Origin of the sequence: Cytobacillus praedii (assembly GCF_001439605.1) — a bacterium.
Taxonomy (GTDB): domain Bacteria; phylum Bacillota; class Bacilli; order Bacillales; family Cytobacillaceae; genus Cytobacillus; species Cytobacillus praedii.
The window spans coordinates 1-215 of record NZ_LMBX01000011.1 but is presented as its reverse complement, the minus strand read 5'-3'; positions in this window follow the sequence as shown (position 1 = coordinate 215).

Sequence of the window (215 nt, the reverse complement as noted above, 5' to 3'; positions counted from 1 at the left end):
TGCTCTATTTTTTGTACCCAATAAGGGCGATTGAGGACTATTTCGACCCTTTTCCCCCGCTTTTTGTACTCAATAAAGGCGATTGAGAACAAATTTGTCCCTTTCCCCTCGATTTTTGTACCCAATAAAGGCGATTGTGGATAAAGTCCATATAATTGTGTAAAAAGAAAGAGTCATTTTATTCACTCTTGGCAACACTGTTTTCAGCGACGATA